Source organism: Mycobacterium sp., assembly GCF_965229105.1.
GTDB lineage: Bacteria > Actinomycetota > Actinomycetes > Mycobacteriales > Mycobacteriaceae > Mycobacterium.
On sequence record NZ_OZ245858.1, the window covers coordinates 5,555,821 to 5,571,756 of the forward strand.

Annotated in this window: 15 protein-coding genes; 9 read left to right on the plus strand and 6 right to left on the minus strand. The window is 65.9% G+C overall.

Annotated elements, in window-relative coordinates:
- Positions 1–12: 12 nt before the first annotated feature.
- A complete protein-coding gene (gene nthB / locus ADBZ9O_RS26160) occupies positions 13–711 on the minus strand; it encodes a nitrile hydratase subunit beta (RefSeq protein ID WP_526526009.1) in 699 nt (232 codons plus the stop codon).
- A 290-nt stretch (positions 712–1,001) separates the two neighbouring features.
- Between nthB and ADBZ9O_RS26165 the strand changes: the two genes are divergently transcribed.
- Genes ADBZ9O_RS26165 through ADBZ9O_RS26180 form a run of 4 tightly spaced genes read left to right on the plus strand, consistent with a single transcriptional unit; the run spans position 1,002 to position 3,885 of the window.
- Positions 1,002–1,205 carry a CbtB domain-containing protein gene (locus tag ADBZ9O_RS26165; protein WP_526533518.1) on the plus strand — a complete coding sequence of 68 codons (204 nt, stop codon included), beginning with the start codon at positions 1,002–1,004 and terminating at the stop codon, positions 1,203–1,205.
- A gap of 12 nt (positions 1,206–1,217) precedes the next feature.
- Positions 1,218–2,027, plus strand: a complete 810-nt coding sequence (locus ADBZ9O_RS26170) for a CbtA family protein (protein WP_526526011.1) — start codon at positions 1,218–1,220, stop codon at positions 2,025–2,027.
- Between the two features lie 13 nt (positions 2,028–2,040).
- Positions 2,041–3,042 (plus strand): acetamidase/formamidase family protein, encoded by a 1,002-nt coding sequence (locus ADBZ9O_RS26175; protein ID WP_526526012.1) that lies wholly within the window; start codon positions 2,041–2,043, stop codon positions 3,040–3,042.
- Positions 3,043–3,090: 48 nt separating this feature from the next.
- Complete coding sequence (locus tag ADBZ9O_RS26180; RefSeq protein ID WP_526526013.1) at positions 3,091–3,885, plus strand: SDR family oxidoreductase; 795 nt, start codon at positions 3,091–3,093, stop codon at positions 3,883–3,885.
- On the opposite strand, the gene ADBZ9O_RS26185 is transcribed toward ADBZ9O_RS26180, so the two are convergent.
- From ADBZ9O_RS26185 to ADBZ9O_RS26195, 3 genes are all read right to left on the minus strand, one after another.
- Positions 3,867–4,475 carry a TetR/AcrR family transcriptional regulator gene (locus ADBZ9O_RS26185; RefSeq protein ID WP_526526014.1) on the minus strand — a complete coding sequence of 203 codons (609 nt, stop codon included), beginning with the start codon at positions 4,473–4,475 and terminating at the stop codon, positions 3,867–3,869. The genes ADBZ9O_RS26180 and ADBZ9O_RS26185 overlap by 19 nt on opposite strands.
- A gap of 188 nt (positions 4,476–4,663) precedes the next feature.
- Positions 4,664–5,101, minus strand: a complete 438-nt coding sequence (locus tag ADBZ9O_RS26190; protein ID WP_526526015.1) for a nitroreductase family deazaflavin-dependent oxidoreductase — start codon at positions 5,099–5,101, stop codon at positions 4,664–4,666.
- Entirely contained in the window at positions 5,098–6,177 is a 1,080-nt protein-coding gene (locus ADBZ9O_RS26195) for an alkene reductase (protein WP_526526016.1), read from the minus strand. Before ADBZ9O_RS26195 ends, ADBZ9O_RS26190 begins: the two co-directional genes overlap by 4 nt.
- A 139-nt stretch (positions 6,178–6,316) precedes the next feature.
- On the opposite strand from ADBZ9O_RS26195, the gene ADBZ9O_RS26200 reads away from it, so the two are divergent.
- Positions 6,317–10,951, plus strand: a complete 4,635-nt coding sequence (locus tag ADBZ9O_RS26200; RefSeq protein ID WP_526526018.1) for an ATP-dependent helicase — start codon at positions 6,317–6,319, stop codon at positions 10,949–10,951.
- A gap of 10 nt (positions 10,952–10,961) precedes the next feature.
- Here the strand turns inward: ADBZ9O_RS26200 and ADBZ9O_RS26205 are convergent, their stop codons facing one another.
- Complete coding sequence (locus ADBZ9O_RS26205; RefSeq protein WP_526526020.1) at positions 10,962–11,675, minus strand: SDR family NAD(P)-dependent oxidoreductase; 714 nt, start codon at positions 11,673–11,675, stop codon at positions 10,962–10,964.
- 121 nt (positions 11,676–11,796) lie between these two features.
- Here ADBZ9O_RS26205 and ADBZ9O_RS26210 point away from each other — a divergent pair, with 121 nt between their 5' ends.
- Positions 11,797–12,402 (plus strand): TetR/AcrR family transcriptional regulator, encoded by a 606-nt coding sequence (locus ADBZ9O_RS26210; RefSeq protein WP_526526021.1) that lies wholly within the window; start codon positions 11,797–11,799, stop codon positions 12,400–12,402.
- A gap of 24 nt (positions 12,403–12,426) precedes the next feature.
- Here the strand turns inward: ADBZ9O_RS26210 and ADBZ9O_RS26215 are convergent, their stop codons facing one another.
- On the minus strand, positions 12,427–13,314 hold the full coding sequence (locus ADBZ9O_RS26215) for a pyridoxamine 5'-phosphate oxidase family protein (protein WP_526526022.1): 888 nt from the start codon (positions 13,312–13,314) through the stop codon (positions 12,427–12,429).
- A gap of 89 nt (positions 13,315–13,403) precedes the next feature.
- Between ADBZ9O_RS26215 and ADBZ9O_RS26220 the strand changes: the two genes are divergently transcribed.
- The 3 genes from ADBZ9O_RS26220 (at position 13,404) to ADBZ9O_RS26230 (ending at position 15,921) form a co-directional block, all read left to right on the plus strand.
- Positions 13,404–13,964 (plus strand): ABATE domain-containing protein, encoded by a 561-nt coding sequence (locus ADBZ9O_RS26220; RefSeq protein WP_526526024.1) that lies wholly within the window; start codon positions 13,404–13,406, stop codon positions 13,962–13,964.
- Positions 13,965–14,288: 324 nt separating this feature from the next.
- Positions 14,289–14,837 (plus strand): MSMEG_0572/Sll0783 family nitrogen starvation response protein, encoded by a 549-nt coding sequence (locus ADBZ9O_RS26225; RefSeq protein WP_526526025.1) that lies wholly within the window; start codon positions 14,289–14,291, stop codon positions 14,835–14,837.
- 4 nt (positions 14,838–14,841) lie between these two features.
- On the plus strand, positions 14,842–15,921 hold the full coding sequence (locus ADBZ9O_RS26230; protein ID WP_526526026.1) for an MSMEG_0568 family radical SAM protein: 1,080 nt from the start codon (positions 14,842–14,844) through the stop codon (positions 15,919–15,921).
- The last annotated feature ends 15 nt before the right edge of the window (positions 15,922–15,936 follow it).

The window sequence follows — 15,936 nt, forward strand, 5'->3', positions numbered from 1 at the left end:
TGTCTCCTTGATTCAGTCGTTGGCCGGCTCGAGGTAGTCCTCGAACAGATCTGCGTAGAGGTCGAAATCTTCGGCGTTGTCCTCGCCCCATAGTTCTTTGGCCGAGAACCGCACCATGTAGAGCTGATGCGGACGGTCGACCTGCTGGTGCGCGCTGGCAGCCGGGTCGTGAAAAGCGCCGTACTGCTTGGCGATAACGCCAGGCGTCTTGTTCAGATAGCCGGGCAGGCGGTTATGGGTGGCCTCATTCAGGTTGCGCACGACGACGGCTGCGCCCACCTCGTAGACGGGAGGCGTCTCGGCGGGCAGGTCGTGCGGGGTGCCCTTCCAGAGCACGTCGACCATCTGCTGGGCGAAGGGCGAGAGCGTCTCGGGCTTCTGTGGATGCGGTGTCATCGATGGCGCGCCGAGTTCGGCCATCCGGGCGTCGATCTCCTCATGAGAGATGTAGCCCTTGTCGTTGAGAAGTTTCTCGACTGAATACAGCCAGTGCGCGTAGTAGGTCGAGTCGAGATACTCGCTCCACTTCATCAACTCGATTCCGTGGCGCTGCTCATCGAGATTGAATGCACCCTTGGCAATGGCCATGGCCGTCACCGCATGCATGCGACCCTCGAACGGATAACGCCAGTCGGGAATACCTGGCTCGAGGAACTCCGTGGCGATGGGCCCGATGCCATCGCGACCGCCAAGGTCGTGTGGACCGTGCATATGACCACCTCTCCAATCATTAGTTCAGGACGGCAATACTTTCATTTGATAATGATGCACAGGGACAGAACCCTTGGCAATCGGTGGCGCAAGGCGTTACACACGGTTAACAGTCGGTACCGCTGATTGTTAAAGATGGGTTTCGTTTCCTGGCCAGATGGCTGTGCCAGTTGACGTTTCACCAGTGCGGGTGCGTAACTTGCAGCTGTTCAGAATATTTGCGTAATGGAAGTAAATGTACTTCCCAAGACGAAGGGATCACCGTGACATCACCTGCACAACAATCAGTAGTGGCCACCGGCGTGGCTGTGGAACTGCCGGGCGACGCCGCGATCAGCCGGACACTATGGCTCAGCGCCACCTTGGCGCTGGCGCTGATCGCCTACTACTTCATCGGTTTCGACCAGGGCGTGGTCTCGGTCTTCGGATCCGACACCCACGTACACGAATTCGTTCACGACGCCCGGCACCTGCTGGGCTTCCCCTGCCACTGAGGACAACAGACCATGGACAAGAAATTCGTAGGGCTGGGCCTGCTGGCCGGGCTCGCCGGCGGGACCGCGGCCTTCGCCCTGGCGCGCTGGCAGGTCACCCCGGCCATCGCCTCGGCGATCGAGTATGAGGAGGGCCGCTCGGCCGCTGAGGCGGCACTGACCGGAGAACACGCTCATTCCCATGAGGTGTTCAGCCGCGCCCTTCAGGAGAACGTGGGCGCCGGCGTTGCCACGGTGGCGTTCGGGCTGATCACGGGAGCGCTTTTCGCAGTGGCCTTTTCGTTGACGTTGAGCTATCTGCGCCGACGCGACAGCGCGGTGGAACCGCGTGCCGTCGCACTGGGACTCGCAGGCGCAGGGTTCGTCGCGATGTGTCTCGTACCGTTTTTGGCCTACCCGGCCAACCCGCCCGGAGTCGGGGATCACGAGACGCTCGCCGATCGCACCAGTTCCTATCTTGTGCTCACTGTGCTCTCGGTGGTCGTGGCCGTCGTCGCGTTCATCGCATCGTCGCGGGTGGCCCCGAGGATCGGCGCATTCGGCGCGGCCGTCATCGGCTCGGGCGGTTACCTGGTGACGATGGCGGTGGTGGCTGCCGTCCTGCCGTCCTTCGACGAGGCACCGGGAGCCCTGGCTGACGCCACCGGCGCGCTGGTGTACCCGGGCTTCCCTGCTGAGGTGCTGGCCGATTTCCGGATGCACTCCGTCCTGAGCCAGGCAGCCATGTGGGTGGTGATCGGCGTGGTGTTCGCCGCGCTCGTCGGGCGGTCCCTTCCGCAGAAATCCCCCGCGGCGGCCCACGTCACCGCTGTCACCGTCTAGTTCAGGAGGACGTATGGAAACCATCGAGTTCAGCCCGACCAGGGATCAGTACGCGTGGACCTTCGGCGGGGTGGAGCCCGTTCTGGAAGTCCGCCCGGGCACGGTGATGAAGTTGTGGACCGAGGACGCCTTTGCCGGTCGTGTCACCTCAACCGCACATAAGCCCAGCCAGGTGTTGAACACCAAAGAGCTCAACCCGCAGACCGGGCCCTTCTATGTCACCGGCGCCGAACCCGGCGACACGCTGGCATTGCATTTCGTCACGATCGAACCGGCTCGTGATTGGGCGGCGTCCACCACGATTCCGTTGTTCGGCGCTCTCACAGGCACCGACCGGACGGCCACCTTGCAGCCGGCGCTGCCCGAACTCACCTGGATCTATGCGGTGAACCGGGAGACGCAGTCGGCGACGTTCGTCGCCCATGAAAGCGACTTCACCGTGGAGCTGCCGCTGGCGCCGATGATGGGCACCGTCGGGGTGGCACCGGCGTTGCGCGAGGTCCGCACCACGCTGGTGCCCGACTACTTCGGGGGCAATATGGACACCCCGGAACTGCGGGCGGGCACCACGGTCTATCTCGGGGTGAACGTCGAGGGGGCACTGTTCTCGGTGGGTGACGGCCACTACCGCCAAGGCGAGGGCGAAACGTGCGGAACCGCCCTCGAAGGCGCGATGAACGTGACCCTGATCGTCGAGCTGATCAAGGGCAACGCACCGGCGTGGCCGCGGTTCGAGCACGATGACGCGTTGATCGCGGTCGGCTCCGCCCGGCCACTCGAGGATGCCTGGCGATGCAGTCAGGTGGAAATGGTCACCTGGATGACCGAGCTCTACGACCTGGGCCGCATGGATGCCTACCAACTGTGCAGCCAATTGTGTCTTTCGCCGATCGGCAACGTGGTCGATGTGAACTACAGCGCGGTCACCAAACTCGGCAAAGGTGTACTGCCCGATATCGATCCCTACGGCGGAATGCATCGACGGCTACGGGCACTGGCCTCTGGCCTGCAGTAGTGCCCACCCGATTGCCGGGGTAGCGCCGGCAGCGGGTAAGCACAACGGATGGATATCGACGGCAAGGTGGCAGTGGTCACCGGCGGTGGTTCGGGTATCGGCGCGGCACTGGCGCGGGCGTTCGCGGCCGCCGGTGCCAAGGTCGTCGTTGGCGACCTCGACGAGCCCGGCGCTCGGACCACCGCTGAGCGCATCGGTTCAGCCGCCGTCGGCGTACGCGCCGACGCGAGCCTGACTGCCGATATCGACACCCTGTTGGCCACCGCGGCAAGCGAATTCGGGCCCGTGGACATCTACGTCGCGAACGCCGGCATCATCGGCACCACCGGACTTGGCGACGACGACGACTGGGACCGCATCCTGAACGTCAATCTGCGGGCCCATATCCGGGCCGCCACGCTGCTCGCCCCGCAGTGGCAGGCCCGCGGCAGCGGCTACTTCGTCTCGGTCGCCTCGGCGGCCGGCCTGCTCACACAGCTCGGCGCCGCCGGGTACGCCGTCACCAAACACGCCGCGGTCGGATTCGCCGAATGGCTGGCCATCACCTACGGCGACGACGGCATCGGCGTCAGCTGCGTGTGCCCGCTCGGCGTCGACACCCCGCTGTTGCGGGCCATCAGCGCGTCAGACGATCCCGTCGGTCGACTCAGCGGGGAGTCGGTGGTGCGGTCCGGCACCGTGATCAGCGCTGACCAGGTCGCCGAAGCCACCCTCGACGCCGTCCGCGCCGGCCGGTTCTTGGTACTCCCGCATCCCGAGGTGCTCGACATGTACCGACACAAGGGGTCCGATTACGACCGCTGGCTGGCCGGAATGCGTCGGTATCAGCGCTCGCTGGGCTGACGGTTCGGTGGCTTCCTGATTCCGCGCAGGAACAGCGCAAGATGACGGCGCGCGGTCACCGCCCAGTCCGGTCCGTGCGGCAACGGCATGGCGATCAGCGTGCCGCACACGATGACGTCGAGCGCCACCACGTCGGGGTACACCGACCCGTCGGCTCGCCCTCGTGCGAGGAAGTCGTCGATCTCCTGACCGATGCGCACCTTCGCGTCCACCGACGCGTCGTCAGTGAGCGGTTGCGCGCCGCGAAGGGGAAGAGCGATGAGCTGATCCGCCATCATCAGGCACTCCTGCAAGTAGGCGTCGATGGCGTCGGCGCCGGTCAACCCGTCTGCCCTGATTCGGGACAGCGTCGTGAGCAGAAGGTCGTACCCGCGACGTTGCAACTCATCGAGAAGTGCAGCGCGGTCGGGGAAGCCGCGGTAAAACGTGCCCACGCCAACGCCTGCCGCCTCAGCGATCTCCGTCAGCGGCACGTTGCGGCCCCTGCGCGCGATCAGCTCCGCGGCCGTGCGCAGGATCTTCTCCCTGTTTTCGACGGCGTCCCGCCGTTCCGCACGCGGGCGCCGACGCGAAGGCTCACCGGCAGGCATCAATCGAGTCTCACACACACCTCGGGACGACCGCACGTGCGACGTCGTCGGCGGTGCGCGCACGTACCACGGCGCAGGGGTGCTGCGGGCAGCTCGAGTTATCGGGAGTCGTTGCGGCGCTGTATGCTTCGCCACCCGGTCGATGCGCAACACCGGGTAATTCGGCGAGGAGTTCGCCCACCATTGCCTCAGTCATCGCGCCCTTTCGGCAGTAGTGCCAGAACCGGGATGGTGCGGGTGGTCTTGCGTTGGTATTCGGCGAACCCTGGATACCGTTTCGCTTGCTCGGCGTACTTCGCGTCGCGTTCGGCGCCGCCCAGTTCCACGGCGTGGACGTCGAGGCGCTGATCCCCGACTTCGATGCTGACGTCGGGGTGCGCGATGAGGTTCCAATACCAGGCGGGGTTGCGGTCCGCGCCTGCTGCCGAGGCGAACACCAGGTACCGGTCGCCGTCGGCAAGGTACATCATGGGGCTCACCCGTTCCTCGCCGCTCCTGGCTCCGATGCTGTGCAGCAACAGAACTGGAGCGCCTTGGAAGTTTCCACCGAGCTGTCCGTGGTTGGCGCGGAACTCGTTGATGTTGCGCTCGTTGAAATCGTCCTTGGTCCTATCGTCCTTGGTCATGACGCCGACCGATCTGCGATGGTCATCGCGGGATAGTCGGTGTAACCGTGCTCGCCGCCGCCGTAGAACGTCGCCGGGTCCGGATCATTCAAGGGCGCCGATACCCGCAATCGGTCGAGGAAATCGGGATTGGCCAGCGCCCACTTCGCCACGGGCGCAATATCGGCGCGCCCGGCCGCGATATCGGCACCGAGCTCATCGAGCGTGCGACCGTCCCTGATCAGCAGCAAGGCATTGGGCCAGAGTGCGCGCAGGTCCGCCAGCAGGCCGTGATCGTCGAACGAATAAACATCGAGGAACGCCAGGTCGAGCTTGGCAAGTTCAGCGACCAGATACCGGTACAGGTCGTCGCTGTCGGGGCCTTCGTCCAGGCCGCCCAGCGGGGCGTTCGGTGAGAGCCGAATCCCGACGCGGTCGGCGCCGATGCGCGCCACCACCGCCGCCGCGACCTCGAGGGTGAACCGCGACCGGTTCTCGATCGAACCGCCGTAGATATCGGTGCGCACGTTGGCGTTGGGTGCGAGGAACTGGTGCAGCAGATAGCCGTTGGCGCCATGGATCTCGACGGCATCTGCACCGGCGGCGATCGCCATTTCGGCAGCGTGGGCGAAATCTTCGATGGTCGCGGCGATCTCGTCGACGGTCAGCGCGCGTGGCGTCGGGGCCGGTTGCTTCCCGGTGGGCGTGACCATGTTCACGCCCGCTGCGATGGCCGACGGCGCCACCGGGGTGCGGTGATGGGGGGTGTTGTCGGAATGAGCCATCCGTCCGACGTGCATCAACTGGATGACAAGGTGGGCCCCGCGCGCGTGCAGTGCGTCCGCAATCGCACGCCACCCCTCGACATGCTGCGGCGTGTAGATGCCCGGGGTGTTCAGGTAACCCTGGCCGTCGGCGGACGGTTGCGTGCCCTCGGTGATGAGCATGCCGAACGATGCGCGCTGGGCGTAGTAGTCGACGGACATCGGGGCGGGGGTGCCGTCATCGAGTGCACGGCTTCTGGTCATCGGCGACATGGTGATTCGCTGCGGCAGCCGCATGCGTCCAATCGTGATCGGGTCCCAAATGCTGGTCATGTCTGACTCCTCGAATTGGTTTGTGGGTCGGGTGACTCGATAGTCACGACAGCTATAGCGGAAGATTTATTCCGCTTATTTCATCGAGCATTCCCTCCGGGCGACGCTTCGTCAAGCGGGGTGTGCAGTCAGAAATGACATGTGCGGCCGAATTGTCGGACCTAGTTGGCACCATGGAGAGGTGGCCCGTACGAAAGACCCGCTCGCCCGCTTCACCGCGCTGACGCGGGAGTGGTTCGCGGGCACCTTCGTCGAGCCGACACCGGCGCAGGCCCAAGCCTGGGCGGCCATCGCTGACGGGGACAACACGCTGGTCATCGCCCCCACCGGGTCCGGCAAGACGCTCGCCGCGTTCCTCTGGGCCATAGATGGGTTGGCCCGTCCCGCCGACAACGCCGTGCCGCCGGAGCAGAAGGGCACCCGGGTGCTCTACATCTCTCCGCTGAAGGCGCTGGCCGTCGATGTGGAACGCAACCTGCGGACACCGTTGACCGGTATCGGGCGCATCGCCGAGCGCAACGGGGTGCCCGCACCTGCCATCACCGTCGGCGTCCGGTCCGGGGACACCCCGGCCGCCCGGCGCCGCGAACTGATCGCCAAGCCGCCGGACATCCTGATCACCACCCCCGAATCGCTGTTCCTGATGCTGACCTCAGCGGCCAGGGAGACCCTGGCCCACGTGCAGACCGTGATCATCGACGAGGTGCACGCCGTCGCCGGCACCAAACGCGGTGCGCATCTGGCGCTGTCGCTGGAACGCCTGGACGCGCTGCTGCCCGCACCCGCGCAGCGCATCGGCCTGTCGGCCACGGTGCGGCCACCGGAGGAAGTGGCGCGGTTCCTGTCCGGGGCGGGCGCCGCCACACCGACCAATATCGTCGCGCCACCGGCGGCGAAAACCTTTGAGCTGGCCGTGCAGGTGCCGGTGCCCGATATGGCCAACCTGGAAAACAACACCATCTGGCCCGATGTCGAGGAACGCATCGTCGACCTGATCGAGGCCCATCAGTCGACCATCGTCTTCGCCAACTCCCGCCGGCTCGCCGAGCGGCTCACCTCCCGGCTCAACGAGATCCACGCCGAGCGCACGGGTGTGGCGCTGCCGGAAGTACGCAATACCGGGGTGTCCGGCGGTGCCCCGGCCCAGGTGATGGCCAGCGGCCAGTCCTTCGGTGCCGACCCAGTGCTGGCGCGCGCGCACCACGGCTCGGTGTCCAAAGAGACCCGCGCCGACGTCGAGGACGCGTTGAAGACCGGCAGGCTCAAAGCCGTCGTCGCGACATCCAGTCTGGAGCTGGGCATCGATATGGGCGCAGTCGATTTGGTGATCCAGGTCGAGGCGCCGCCATCGGTGGCCAGCGGCCTGCAGCGGGTCGGTCGGGCCGGCCACCAGGTCGGCGAGATCTCCCGCGGCGTGCTGTTCCCGAAGCATCGCACCGACCTGATCGGGTGCGCGGTCAGCGTGCAGCGCATGCTCAAGGGCCAGATCGAAACCATGCGGGTGCCGGCGAATCCACTGGACGTGCTGGCTCAGCACACGGTGGCGGCCTGCGCGCTGGAACCACTGGACGCCGACCACTGGTTCGATACGGTCCGGCGCAGTGCCCCGTTCGCGACGTTGCCACGCAGCGCTTTTGAGGCCACGCTGGATCTGCTGTCCGGGAAGTATCCGTCCACCGACTTCGCCGAACTGCGGCCCCGCGTCGTCTACGACCGCGATACCGGCACCGTGACCGCCAGGCCGGGTGCGCAGCGCCTGGCGGTCACCTCCGGCGGCGCCATCCCCGACCGCGGACTGTTCACCGTGTACCTGGCGTCCAGTGCCGACACCGACAAACCTTCCCGGGTAGGCGAACTCGACGAGGAGATGGTCTACGAGTCACGCCCAGGAGATGTCATCTCCCTCGGTGCGACCAGTTGGCGCATCACCGAGATCACACACGACCGGGTGCTGGTGCTGCCTGCCCCCGGGCAGCCCGCGCGGTTGCCGTTCTGGCGCGGCGACGCCGTCGGCAGGCCAGCGGAGCTCGGTGCGGCCGTCGGCGCGTTCACCGGCGAACTGGCCCGACTGGCCCGGCCCGAGTTCGAAACACGTTGTCGACAAATCGGTTTCGACGACTACGCGGTAGTAAACCTATGGCAGTTGATCGACGAGCAGCGCAATGCCACCGGCGTGGTGCCCACCGATACGACACTGGTGGTCGAACGGTTTCGTGACGAGCTCGGCGACTGGCGGGTGATCCTGCACTCCCCCTATGGCCTGCGGGTGCACGGGCCGCTGGCACTGGCCATCGGCAAGCGAATCTACGAGCGCTACGGCATCGACGAGAAACCCACCGCCTCCGATGACGGCATCATCGTGCGGCTGCCGGACACGCTGTCGGATAACGACGATGCTGTCTCCTTCGCCGATCTGTTCGTCTTCGACGCCGACGAGATCGAACCACTGGTCACCGCGGAGGTCGGCGGCTCGGCGCTGTTCGCGTCGCGGTTCCGGGAATGCGCGGCCCGTGCCCTGCTGCTGCCGCGCCGCCACCCCGGTAAACGCTCACCGTTGTGGCATCAGCGGCAACGCGCCGCTCAGCTGCTGGATGTGGCACGCAAGTATCCCGATTTCCCGATCGTCCTCGAGGCGGTCCGGGAGTGCCTGCAGGACGTCTACGACGTGCCGATGCTCATCGATCTGATGAAGCGGGTCGCGAGTCGGCGGGTCCGGGTGGTGGAAGTCGAATCCTCGACACCGTCGCCGTTCGCCGCGTCTCTGCTGTTCGGCTATGTCGGCGCATTCATGTACGAGGGTGACAGCCCGCTGGCCGAACGGCGTGCTGCCGCATTGTCTTTGGACAGCACGCTGCTCGCCGAGCTGCTCGGCCGCATTGAGCTGCGTGAACTCCTCGATCCTGAGGTCATCGCCGCGACCCACCGGCAGCTTCAGCATCTGACCGAAGAGCGAGCCTCCCGCGATGCCGAGGCGGTTGCCGATCTGTTGCGACTGCTTGGCCCGCTCACCGAGGACGAGATCGTGCAGCGCAGCACCGCCACCGACGTCGGGGGTTGGCTCGACGGTCTGCACGCCGCCAAGCGTGCATTGACCGTGTCCTTCGCGGGCCGATCGTGGTGGGTGGCGGTCGAAGATATCGGGCGACTGCGCGACGGGGTTGGGGTCGCCGTGCCGGTCGGCGTGCCCGCCAGTTTCACCGAATCGGTGGTCGATCCCCTCGGTGAGCTGCTGAGCCGCTACGCCCGCACCAGGGGCCCGTTCACCACTGCCGACGCGGCAGGCAGGTTCGGCCTCGGCTTGCGGGTCGCCAGCGATGTGTTGGGCCGGTTGGCGGTCGACGGCAAGCTGGTTCGCGGCGAGTTCACCGATGTGCCAACAGGTCTCGCCGGTGGTGAACAGTGGTGCGATACCGAGGTGCTCCGCATCCTGCGCCGGCGCTCGCTGGCGGCGCTGCGCGCACAAGTCGAGCCGGTCAGTACCGCCGCGTATGCCAGGTTCCTGCCATCGTGGCAACAGTTGGGGTCGGCCAGCGGAGTCGACGGGCTAGCCGGGGTGATCGAACAGATTGCGGGAGTGCCCATTCCGGCGTCGGCGATCGAACCGCTGGTATTCGGTCAACGCGTCCGCGACTACCAACCGGCAATGCTCGACGAGCTGCTGGCGACCGGTGAGGTGACCTGGTCGGGTGTCGGTCCGATCGCCGGCGGTGACGGCTGGATCGCCTTCCATCCCGCCGACACCGCTCCGCTGACGTTGACTCCCCCGACAGAGCTCGACTTCACCGATACGCACCGCGCGATCCTCGATACCCTCGGCCGACCTGGCGAGGTCGGCGGGGCGTTCTTCTTCCGGCAGCTGATGACCGACGGGACCAGCGCCGAAAGCCTCAAAGAAGCGTTATGGCAGTTGATCTGGGCGGGCTGGATCTCGGGCGACACATTCGCCCCGGTGCGGGCGATGCTGACCGGCGGGCGCCGCCCCGGCACCCGTAAACCCGCGACACCGGCACACCGGCAGCGCCGCGCCCCCCGACTGAGCCGCTACAGCGTCGCGCACGCACAGGTCCGCACCTCCGATCCCACCGTCGCAGGCCGCTGGTCGGCACTACCTGCGGCGGAACCGGAGTCCACCGTGCGGGCACATTTTCAGGCCGAGCTCCTTCTCGGCCGCTACGGGGTGCTGACCAAGGGGCCGGTACTCACCGAGAACGTCCCCGGCGGGTTTGCGATGCTCTACAAAGTGCTGTCCGCGTTCGAGGACACGGGCCGGTGCCAGCGCGGCTATTTCGTCGAATCCCTTGGTGGGGCACAGTTCGCGATGTCCGCCACCGTCGACCGGCTGCGCACCTATGCCGACAGCGTCGACCCGCAACAAGGTGACCTCAACACCGTCGCGGGGATCGCCCTTGCCGCCGCCGATCCGGCCAACCCCTACGGCGCAGCGCTGCCGTGGCCGCGAGCCCGTGACGGCGAAACCGAAAAGGCCCACCGCCCAGGACGCAAGGCCGGAGCGCTGGTGGTGCTGGTCAACGGCGAGCTGGTCTGGTTCGTCGAACGCGGCGGCCGCTCACTGTTGAGTTTCACCGATGAGCCAGACGCTCAACACGCCGCCGCCGGTGCACTGGCCGATCTCGTCACCAGCAGGCGCATCGACGCGCTCCTGGTCGAGCGGATCAACGGCGTACCGGTGCTGGACACCCGCGATTCCCCGGTGGTCACCGCACTCACCGAAACCGGCTTTTCCCGTACCCCACGCGGCCTGCGCCTGCGCTGAACCGCTACGCCTACAAGGCGAAAGCCCGAGGCGGCCCGGCGAGGGATGCTTTCGCCTGGAGACCGAGATCATCGAAGATCTCGATGTTTCCGGCTTCGAGCCCGTCGAGGGCCAGCCGGGCGAGATCGGCCGGGGCGATCACGGCACCTTCGGGCAGCTCGACGCCGAGACGTTCCACGAAATCGAACAGCGTCTGGGTACCGACCAGTCCGGGCACGAGCGCGGCAACGAGTGTCCCCTGGCCTGCGAGTTCGACCCGCACCCCGTTGGTCAGTCCCCATTCTGCGGATTTCGCGGCGGCGTAGGCGGTATTGCCGTCAACGGTGTTCCACGCCGCGGCAGACAGCACGTTGAGGATCGCTCCGCCGCCATTGCGCGCCAGGATGGGAGCGAACGCCCGGATCATCGCCAGCGTGCCGTAGTAGTTCGTATCCATCGTCGACCGAATCGCTTTCAACTCACCGGTCACGAGATTGCCACCGGCGGTATCGGCGGCGTTGTTGATGAGGATGTCGACGTCGCCGGCGAGTTCGGCTGCCGCGTCGACCGATTTTTGGTCAGTGATGTCCAGGCGGATCAGCTCGGCGCCAGGAATATCGACGAGTTCGGGGCGCCGGGCGGTGGCGTAGACCTTCGCTCCACGTTTGAGTAGCTCGACCCCGAAGTCCCGGCCCAGTCCACGGTTCGTGCCGGTGACCAGGGCTGTGGCGCCGTCCAACTTCATTTGTCCTCCAAGGGAATTCGGGCATCGCGAAGCAGTGTCCGCGAAAAATGACCATGTGGTCATCTTCTTTCACCACAGTAGGCACAAGGTGACCGCGCGGTCAACTTGATAGTCTGCGGTCGTGGCTACCACTCCTGCTCGACCACTGCGCGCGGACGCCGCGCGTAACCGCGACCTCTTGCTCGCCGCGGCCGAGGAGGAATTTGCCGATCGTGGGATGGCCGCGTCGGTCGCCGATATCGCCCGGCGAGCTGGCGTGGCCAAGGGCACGGTGTTTCGCCACTTCGCCACCAAGGAGGATCTGATCGCCTCCATCGTGGCTGCGAACATCGCCACACTCATCACGGTCGCCCGCCGACTGGCCGACGCGTCAGATCCTGGCGCGGCACTCCTGGAATTTCTGACCGTGGCCGCCGACGAACGTCAACAACATGACTTGACTTTCCTGCAGCAGGCCAGCCAGGGCGACCCGCGGGTGACCGCGGCCAGGGACGAACTGCTGGCGTGTATCGGCGTTCTGGTCGACAGGGCGCGCACATCGGGCGCCATCCGACCCGATATCACCGGACTGGATGTCTTTCTGTTGATGTGCGCACCGATTCACGTGGTCGAGAATCTGTCGAATCCGACGCCTGACCTCTGGCAGCGGTACCTCGCGATCATCTTCGACGGGTTACGTCCAGAGGGTGCCAACCCGTTACCCCATGCCGCGCCGAACTCGCCCTGACCGTCGTTCGGAACGTCTCATCGGCTAGGCGGCTTCGTGCGCCGCGAGCAGGCGCCCAGAAACCACACTCTCGACGGTGAAGTGGGCCCGCCGGCCGGTATCTTCGTCGTCTCCGGGAACCCCTTCGGCCGCCCACTCGATGGCCGCGGTGCCCGAGAGTTGGACTGTACGTCCCGTACTGAAGTCCAGGAAAAGCAGCGCGGCGCTCGGATCGACAGCCAAATTGCCGAAACTGTTGAACATGTTGTTACCCGGGTAATCCGGCCACCACAGTTCGTTGCCGTCCACCCGGACGAAACCGGCGGGGCCGCCTCTGTGGGACGCATCCTTACCGCGGTCCGGGTGTGTGGTGCCGAGAAAGAACGTGTCCGCCGACCGGATCAGTTCGGCATCGTCGTCACCGAGGACCGCGCCGCGCCGGGTGTCCGGGCTGGCGGCGTCACCGGTATCTGCCACCAGCACTCGTTGGTGGATGTGCTGCGGGCAGTTGCCGTAGGCCTGTTCGACCTCGATGACCAGCCGATCGTAGCCGGCGTCGGTGAGGAACCCGTTGATCCGTACCCGCCGCCGGGTGGCGAACTCGATGACGATCAGGCCGACGGATTGCCCTACCCCCACCCGATGCAGCGGGTCACCACGCAGCGGGGCGGCATGGATGGTCAGGGTGGTCGGCGAGGTCGCCTGCAGAAAGCCCGGCTGGCCGGTCAGCGGCGAGACCCAGAGTCGGCCCGCGTCGTCGCGCGCGGTGATCACCGCGAAGGTGCGCCCGGCCAGAAACGTGACGATCCCGCCACGGAGTTCCACCGGTGCCAACATCCCACGCAGGCGCGCCGCCTGCGTCTGAACGCCCGCGAGCCGTTGAACCTGCAATTCGCCATCGTGAAAACCCACCGCCGCCTGTTGTCGCGTCACGGTCGCTCCTTCTGTCGCTGGTGCCACACCACCCTCAACGCCGACTTCTAACGGATATATGCCCGATTACCCATGATAAATTGGTCACTATGCCGTACGCGGAGCCGTCACCTGTTCGGTTGATGAATACCATCTGGGCCGATACCGGCGGAATTCACGATGACCTGACCACGACAGCGCAGGTCCGCGGCTGGCTGATCACCTCCGGGGACGCAGACCCGGCGTTGACCTGTACCCCCGCAGAGCTCGAACGGGCCAGACTCCTTCGGGATGCCCTGCGCAGGCTGGCAGCGCATCGGACCGACGACGCCCGTCGCGCCGCGAGGTCGCCGCTGACCGATCTCGACGAGGCGATAGCCGCAGTCAACGAACTTGCCGCCGACACACCTCCGACCCTGCTGGCCGTGCGCGACGGGCAGCTCACGCTGGACGACACCGCGGCCCCGACTGCGACGACCGCGCTCGCCGCAATCGCGACCGAGGCGATCGCGCTGTTTACCGATCCGAATGCCCCGCACCTGCACGCCTGCCACGCACCACGATGCGTGCGCTACTACACCGCAGCCCACTCCCGCCGCGAGTGGTGTTCGCAGGCATGTGGCAACCGCGTGAGAGCCGCACGCCACTACCAACGCATCCGCAAGGGCTGAGCACCACACCGGATTGTTTCGCGGAGTTAACTCGCGATGTGCCAGTGGTAACTCGATTCGCCGCTGCTATGACCTGGATGTAAATCCCCTCCTGCGCAAACACCGGCGGGGTGTTTCACCGGGTAAACTCATGTGGCGCGCGACACACTGTCAGACACCACCAAAATCATCAATTCGATTGTGCCACAGGGACTTAGAGTTCACTGACGTCCGCAGGCACGGTGAGATTCCGGTAATCAGTTGTTGTTCCCGATGAAACCATTCGGAAGTAATCCAGGACGTAAATGTTGCTCAGACACCCCACCCCGAACCACAGGAGCAGCAATGACCGACACCGCCACGCAGACAACGACTGACATCGACGCCGCCATCGCCGCCAATATCGCGAAGTCGCTCAACGAGATCCCGCACCCGTCGCTGCCCAAGGGAACCAACATCTACGGCGGCACCAAGATCTTCCCCGACTTTCAGGCCACCGCGGGCGAGACCTATTTCACCCTGGTGCACGGTATCGCCCACGAGTCGTCGGTGAGCTTCGTCGCTGTGCTGCAAGCCACCCGCGCCCTGCGCAAGGGGTTCGAATCCGCGATCTACTTCTACGGTCCCGGTGCCATCAACTGCCTGGCCACCCGCGGCTTCCCGACCACCGGTGACAGCGGTTTCCCCGGCGAGCAGAACATCAACGATTCCCTCGCCACCTTCATCAAGGAGGGTGGCACGGTGTACTGCTGCCGTTTCGGCCTGGCCCTGCACGGCGGGCGCGAAGAGGACCTGATCGAGGGCGTCATCCCGGCCCACCCGCTCGATGTGCAGGACGCGCTCATTCATTACGCGCGCAAGGGCGCAATCATCAACTCCACCTACATGGTCTAACGCCATGCCCACCGTCCACCTCAGCACCGGGCCAAGTCTGCGTATCCGCGCCGACCTGGCTGTGCGCGGCGCGAGAATGCTGGCGCCGGTCTCGCGGCGCTCCGGCGCCGGACCGTCCGACGACGGGCACGTCAGTATCGCAGGCAACGGCGCCACCATTCCGCTGAACCCGTTGAGCGACTTCGTCATCGACGGCGACCGGGTGTTGTTCGACGGTGATGATATCGGCGTAGATATTCACCCGGTCGCGCGTCCGAAGTTCTACGACCTGTCCACCGCTGACGGTGTCAGCTACGAGAAGATCGCCCGACTGCACGGCACCAACGTGCTCGCCACCACAGTCATCCAGAAATGCATCCGCTACAGCCAGTCACAACGCTGCCGGTTCTGCACCATCGAGGAGTCGCTGGCCGCGGGCGACACCATCGCCTATAAGTCACCGGAACAGATCGCCGAGGTGGCTGCCGCTGCGGTGCGCACCGACGGTATCGCGCAGCTGGTGATGACGACCGGCACCACCAACGGAAAGGACCGTGGCGCAGCGCATCTGGCCAACTGTGTGCGGGCCGTCAAACGTGCCGTGCCGGCCCTGCCGATCCAGGTGCAATGCGAACCGCCGGCCGACCTCGGCGTCATCGCCGACCTGAAAGCGGCCGGTGCCACATCCATCGGCATCCACGTCGAATCGATGAACGACGACGTCCGCCGGGCCTGGATGCCGGGTAAGTCCACCGTGCCACTGGACGACTATCGGGCGGCGTGGACCGAGGCGGTCCGGGTATTCGGCCGCAACAAGGTCTCCAGCTACTTGCTGATCGGCCTTGGCGATACCGGTGACGAGATTGTCGAAGCGGCAACAGAATTGATCGATATGGGTGTGTACCCGTTCGTGGTGCCGTTCCGGCCGCTGGCCGACTCGCTGGCCGCCAAGGACGGTGCGGCACCGCCGGACGCCGGGATGGTCGCCGATATCACCGAACGGGTCGCCACCCTGCTCCGGCAGGCGGCGATGACGGGTGCGGACCAAGAAGCCGGGTGCGCGGCATGCGGCGCGTGCAGCCTGCTCTCGGCGGCTGGAGCCTGATGTGACCGATAACCT